This is a genomic window from Massilia glaciei, from assembly GCF_003011895.2.
In the GTDB taxonomy this organism is placed as follows: Bacteria; Pseudomonadota; Gammaproteobacteria; order Burkholderiales; family Burkholderiaceae_D; genus Telluria_A; species Telluria_A glaciei.
Map to the genome: position 1 here is coordinate 1 of NZ_PXWF02000221.1, position 6,067 is coordinate 6,067.

The window sequence follows — 6,067 nt, forward strand, 5'->3', positions numbered from 1 at the left end:
TCCTGGCGTTGTGTGTAACGATATGAGCTATAGCCCTGCGCGTTGGGGGGCTGACATTCGGACACGGCACCCCGAGTTGGAAATGAACCCTGAAACTTTAGGACTGACGATGACGCTTAGCTTACCCATGCCTGCCTTTCCCGTTCGCAAAGACAGTTTTTTCCGCCGGCGGTCTTCGGCACTTCTATTGGAAGGTACTGTGTTGCTGGGGATCGTGGCGCTCACTGCGACCACTGTCTTTGCTGCCATTGCGCCGCAGCCACGGGTTGCCACGCCAGTTCCGCCTTTCATGCCAGCTAGGCTCGTGGTGCCCGAGGCCCGCCTGCCGATCGAACTGCGGCACGTTGCCGTACAAGCCGAGGTTGCAGGGCTGGCCGTCGCTACCCGCATCGAACTCGAGTTCTACAACCCGAACGAGCGCGTGCTCGAAGGCGAGTTGCAGTTCCCGCTGCTCGAAGGCCAGAGCATCGCCGGCTTCGCGCTCGATATCGATGGCGAACTACGGCCCGCCGTGCCAGTCGAGAAGGCCAAGGGCCAGCAAGACTTCGAGGACGTGACGCGCACACGGGTCGATCCGGCGCTGCTGGAGGCAACCCAGGGCAACAACTACAAGCTGCGCCTCTACCCGCTGCCCGGCAGGGGCGCACGGCGCGTGGTGCTCGAGATTGCCGAAATCCTGTCGGCTGGCAATTCGACTGCGGCGGGCACGTCGGCCTCGGCCTTGGCTTGGCGGCTGCCGCTGCAGTTCGGCAGCCCGGTGGGACGGCTCGATGTGGCAGTGCGCTTTGCCGGCGCCGCACCGCTGTCGGCCCGTCTCGGTTCGGCTGTGCTGCCGATGCAGCGCGCCAAAGATGAGAATGGGATGGCGTCGCTCACCTTCACCCGCAGCAACTACCGCGGCAGCGGGGTGCTCCATGTCGCACTGCCGGCCACTGCCGTGCCGCTAACGCTCAGCGTGCAGGAGTTTCGCGGCCAGACCTACTTCTATGCCGAGTTCGACTTGGTAATGCACAGTGCGCCGCGCGCTAAGCCGCGCAACATCGCCTTGATATGGGATGCGTCGGGCTCCGGCGCCGCGCGTGACCATGGCAAGGAGCTGGCCGTGCTCGACCAGTATTTCAAACGCATTGGGCAAGTGCAGGTGCAATTGCTCACGGTGCGCGACACGGCAGCCCCTGTCGAGACCTTTGCCATTGCCGGCGGTAACTGGCAACTCCTGCGCCAGCGCCTCGAGACGATGGTCTACGACGGCGCCACCCAGCTCGGGGCGATGCAGCCGCCCTCAGGCACCGACCTCGCGCTGTTGTTTACCGACGGGCTCGGCAACTATGGCGATGCGCCGTTGTCTGTCGCCCCAATTCCGCTCTACGCGGTGAATGCCGCGTCCAGCGCCGATGCCGGCCTGCTGCGGCGAGTGGCCGAGCAAAGCGGCGGCGCTTACCTTGATCTATTGAACATGACCTCGGCCGGCGCCGTGCAGGCACTCGGCACCGAGCGCACGCGACTGGTGGCGATGCGGGGCACCGGTGTGCGCGACCTCGAAACCGCCTCGGTCTATGTGCAGAACGGGCGGCTCATGGTCGCAGGCATTCTGACCGAACCCGAGGCAGAGATGGTGCTCGAGATTCAAGCACCGGGCGGCGTGCGACGCACCCGCACCGTTCATCTCAAGGCCCGAGCTCCGGCTTCGGCGCAGGGCGCTACCGCTTTGGCAGCGCGCCGCTGGGCCACGCTGCGGCTGGCCGTGCTCGAGGCCGATTACGAGCGCAACAAGGCTGCGATCCGCCGTCTGGGCCTGGACTTTGGCATGCTGAGCCGCGAAACCTCGCTGATCGTGCTCGACAACGTGGCCGACTATGCGCGCTACGAGATCGAGCCGCCGACATCGCTGCGGGCGAAATGGCAGGATCTCATGGCGAGCAAGTCCCAAACCGATGCGACCGCCAAGGCGCGCCACATTGATCGCGTCGCGGCCGATTTCGCAGACAAGCAAAGCTGGTGGGACAAGCGCTTTCCGAAGGGTGAGCCGCCTGCGCCGCCCAAGCCGGCGGCAGCCATGCCTGGTGGGGCGCCGGTGTCGACCATGGCTGCACCGCCTCCAGCGCCGGTGCCAGCACCGGCATCCATGCCCTCGGGTGCGGCGGCAGCTGCAGCCGCAGCTGCGGAGCGGGCGCGCAACGAAAGCACCCAACGGTCGAGTTCGGCCGGACGACCCGGCGTGGCCGATGCGGCATCGCAGTCGGCCTCGATCCAGCTGCGCAAGTGGCAGCCAGACGAGCCCTACGCGCGGCGCCTGCGTGAAGCGAAGAGCGAAGACCTGTACGCCATCTACCTTGATGAGCGCCCCGCCTATGCAGCAAGCACGGCTTTCTTTCTCGATGTCGCCGACATCCTGTTCGAGCGCGGGCAGCCCGAGCTCGGCTCGCGCGTGCTGTCGAATTTGGCCGAGATGAATCTTGAGAACCGGCATGTGCTGCGGATCCTGGCCTACCGGCTGTTGCTCGCAAAGCAGGTCAAGCCGGCCTTGCCAGTGCTGCAGAAGGTGTTGGCGCTGAGCCCGAACGAGCCGCAGTCGTATCGCGACCTCGGTCTGGCGCTGGCTGCCGACGGCCAGTCGCAGCAGGCAATCGACCGTCTCTGGGAGGTGGTGTCGCGGCCTTGGAACAACCGCTTTCCCGGTGTCGAGCTGATCGCGTTAGCCGAGCTCAATGCCATCGTCGCGCGCCAGCCGGGTATGGACACGCGCCGCATCGATGCGCGCCTGTTGCGCAACCTGCCGCTCGAGCTGCGCGCCGTACTGACCTGGGATGCGGACAACACCGACATCGACCTGTGGTTGATCGACCCGAACGGCGAACGTTCCTACTACGGCAACCGGCTGACGTACCAGGGCGGGCGCATGTCGCCCGACTTCACGGGGGGCTACGGGCCGGAAGAGTATTCACTGCGCGTGGCCAAGCCCGGCAGTTACACCGTCAAGGCCCAGTTCTACGGCCACCGCCAGCAGATCGTGGCGCCCTCGACCACGCTGATGCTCAAGCTCAGCACCGGGTTCGGCACGCCTGCGCAGAAAGACGAAGACATCGTGCTTCGCCTGTCGGGGCGCGGTGACGACGTCACGGTCGGAACTTTCACCGTGGGTGCGGCGCCGTGATCGGCGCCTGCGCGCCAGTCGCTTTTTTCATTTCACATTCTTTAAGGTCAAGCGCATGAAACTCCGTCTACACTCCCTGGCCACAGTGCTTGTTCTGCTGGCTGCACTTCCTGCCATGGCTGGCATAAAGGAAGGCATTGCGTCGTACAAGAGCAAGGACTACCTCGCCGCCTTCGCCAAGCTCGATCCGCTCGCGCGCACGGGCGATGGGCAAGCCCTTTACTACGTCGCCATGCTGCACAGCGATGGCCTGGGCATCGAGAAGAACCAGGCGGAGGGTGCACGTCTGTTCCAGCGTTCGGCTGAGCAGGGCAACCCCAATGGCCAGAATGCGCTGGGCTTCAGCTACATGGTTGGCGAAGGGGTCGAGAAGAATTTCGCGACAGCCCTGCTCTGGCTGAACAAAGCCGCGGCGCAGGGCAACAGCAAGGCCTATCACCACCTGGGGACCATGCATCTGGAAGGCTGGGGCATGATGAAGGATGAGGCGCAAGCCACGGCCTGGTTCCGCAAAGCCGCCGATGCGGGGAACGCGGACGGCTACAAACAACTGGGCAACTCCTATGAACTGGGACGTGGGGTGCCGAAAGACATGGCGGAAGCCGTCACTTGGTACCGCAAGTCGGCAGAGCAAGGCAATGCGATGGGGCAGTACGAGTTGTGGCGGATGTACGGCCAAGGGCTTGGCGTGCAGAAAGACGAGGCACTGGGGCTCGAATGGCTGCGCAAGGCTGCCGATCAGGGGTACTCCCCGGCCCAGTACCGCCTGGGGGCGGCGTACGAGGAAGGCAAGGGCGTCCGACAAAACGACCGAGTCGCGTTGGAGTGGTACCTCAAGGCAGCACACCAAGGTAACGCCGGTGGTCAGTCCATGTCAGGGCACTTCTACAAGACCGGCCGAGGGACCGGACAGGACTATGTGGAAGCTGCAGTCTGGTTGCGCAAGGCCGCCGAGCAAGACGACAAGGAAGCGCAACAAGAACTCGGGCAACTCTATATGCGCGGCGTCGGCGTGAACAAGGACATGGCGCAGTCGGTCGCCTGGCACACCAAGGCCGCCGAGCAGGGAATGGCCGATGCGCAGACGAATCTGGGCGTGTTCTATCGCACCGGCGACGGTGTGGCGAAAGATGGTGAGAAGGCGATCTACTGGGCCACCAAGGGCGCGACCGGCGGCAATATGAATGCAGCGTTCAACTTGGGAAACATGTACGAAGTTGGTGACGCCGTCCCGGCGAATGGCAGCGAAGCCTTCAAATGGTATTTGAAGGCCGCGCAAGGTGACCATCCTGGAGCGCAGTATCGCGTTGGCGTCATGTACTTCCAGGGTTTGGCGATAGGGCAGGACATTGCAGCTTCAATTCGGTGGCTGCGCCGCTCCAGTGATAACAATGTCATGGATGCAAAGTTTCTGTTAGCCAAACTGCTGGAGGCTGGTGCGAACGGCGCGCCCGATATCGACGGTGCCGCAACGCTGTACGCGGAAGCCGCCCTGGCCGGCCACGCGGAAGCGCGCACGAGGTTTCTTGCGTTGAATCGCTCGCATCTGATGAAGGACTTCTCTGCCAAGCCAGCCGACATGAAGACCATCATCATTCCAGAGTTCTGATCACATGGGACGCGACATCTACCCCTTGGGGGCATCAGAAAAATCACTTGCAGCCTGTTCTACGACCGAACCCCTGCTGCGGGCGACACTGTGCGCGCCCATCGAGCAGGAGACGAAGAAAGCAAGCGAACACTGCGGTACGAACATCCTGCGGATTCTCCTTCTGGTACTCGCTGCACACTTTTCTACCGGAGTGGGCGCCCAGCCGATTCCATGCGTCACCTGCACAGGCCAGCACGTTGCAGGGTCGGAAGTCGCATACGGGAAAACTCTCGGCCAGCTGCAGCGTGAATCCGTAATCCTCCATAAGAAAGAGTTTTTATTGGCCGATGAGGACTACACGTTCATGATGACGCTTTATGGACATTGCCTGAGCCTCGGAGACATCAGTCCCAAACAGTCCTCAAGCAATGTTGAAGGTGTTCGCAAGACCATCCGGCTGATCTGGATCAAGGAAATGGAAACCGCGGTTGAGAACAAGAACATCGACATGATCTACGTCGAGGCCGGCTGTAGTCCCGAGCACATCGGCGGACTGGTTGATGTGCCTGCAAGCAGTGGGGCGTATGCGCCGATCTCGCACATCGCGATGGATAAGGGCTCACCTGCAGCAATTCTCGATGAGTTCCGCAAATACTTCATCGCAAAGGGGCGCGAAGGCCTGTTCGTCAAGATGCTGAACGCGAAGAACACGTATGGCATGACCGCACTGGATTACTCCCACCACATGAAGATGCATCCAATGTGGCGAGTTTTTGATCAGGACGAGGCGATCGCGTATCTGTGTGACTACGGCGGTGTCTATGCCTATTACAAGAACATCAAGCGCTGCAAGTAACTGATGACCCTGCGGATTTCGAGTTTCCTGACGCGCTTGAAGACGCTGCTGGCACCAGTCAGCAGCGGCGTTGCGCCTTTGATAGATTGCTCCATGCTGCACCCACCTTCAACGATCCAACTGGCGGCCCACGCGCTGGTGCTGGCCTGCCTGGCAGCACCCGCCGCGGCGTGCATCGCGCAGACACCTCGCGCGCAGACCGAGCTGCGCCCCGCGCTGATCGATGACATCGCCGTGTGGCCCGACCAGCTCAGCATCAGTGCGTGTTGCGGGAATTCTGGATTGCGCGCCAGATCGCGGAAGTGGCTGGAATGCAGATATGCGGAGAAGTCGAGGAACAATTGTTGGACTGACATGGCGGCCAATAGAGAGAAAAAGGTCTCTATTGGCCGCCGCCCTGCCCGCGAAAAAAGCCTCGCAAGCAGGGCGGCGGCCGCGCGAAGCGCGTGTTTTGTCAAGTGTTTTC

General features: G+C 62.5%; 4 protein-coding genes. 3 read left to right on the top strand and 1 reads right to left on the bottom strand.

The annotated features are described in order from the left end of the window. Positions 1-82: 82 nt before the first annotated feature. From C7C56_RS13085 to C7C56_RS13095, 3 genes are read left to right on the top strand one after another with little or no spacing between them, the layout of a single operon-like run. The gene (locus tag C7C56_RS13085; protein ID WP_229458754.1) at positions 83-3,154 is read left to right on the top strand and encodes a DUF2135 domain-containing protein; all 3,072 of its coding nucleotides are present in this window, start codon (positions 83-85) and stop codon (positions 3,152-3,154) included. Positions 3,155-3,209: 55 nt separating this feature from the next. After that, positions 3,210-4,763: an SEL1-like repeat protein gene (locus C7C56_RS13090; RefSeq protein ID WP_106757825.1), complete on the top strand. Its 1,554-nt coding sequence runs from the start codon at positions 3,210-3,212 to the stop codon at positions 4,761-4,763. A 4-nt stretch (positions 4,764-4,767) separates the two neighbouring features. Continuing rightward, entirely contained in the window at positions 4,768-5,601 is an 834-nt protein-coding gene (locus C7C56_RS13095; protein WP_106757826.1) for a hypothetical protein, read from the top strand. Here C7C56_RS13095 and C7C56_RS28880 read toward each other — a convergent pair. After that, positions 5,574-6,067: hypothetical protein (locus C7C56_RS28880; RefSeq protein ID WP_219933153.1), on the bottom strand; the 494-nt coding region annotated here is incomplete at its 5' end. The two genes, C7C56_RS13095 and C7C56_RS28880, sit on opposite strands and share 28 nt — an antisense overlap.

What these genes read in the sequence shown, in the direction of transcription:
- C7C56_RS13095 (WP_106757826.1), top strand. Translation starts at nt 4,768, where the DNA reads ATGGGACGCGACATCTACCCCTTGGGGGCATCAGAAAAATCACTTGCA.
- C7C56_RS13085 (WP_229458754.1), top strand. Translation starts at nt 83, where the DNA reads ATGAACCCTGAAACTTTAGGACTGACGATGACGCTTAGCTTACCCATG.
- C7C56_RS13090 (WP_106757825.1), top strand. Translation starts at nt 3,210, where the DNA reads ATGAAACTCCGTCTACACTCCCTGGCCACAGTGCTTGTTCTGCTGGCT.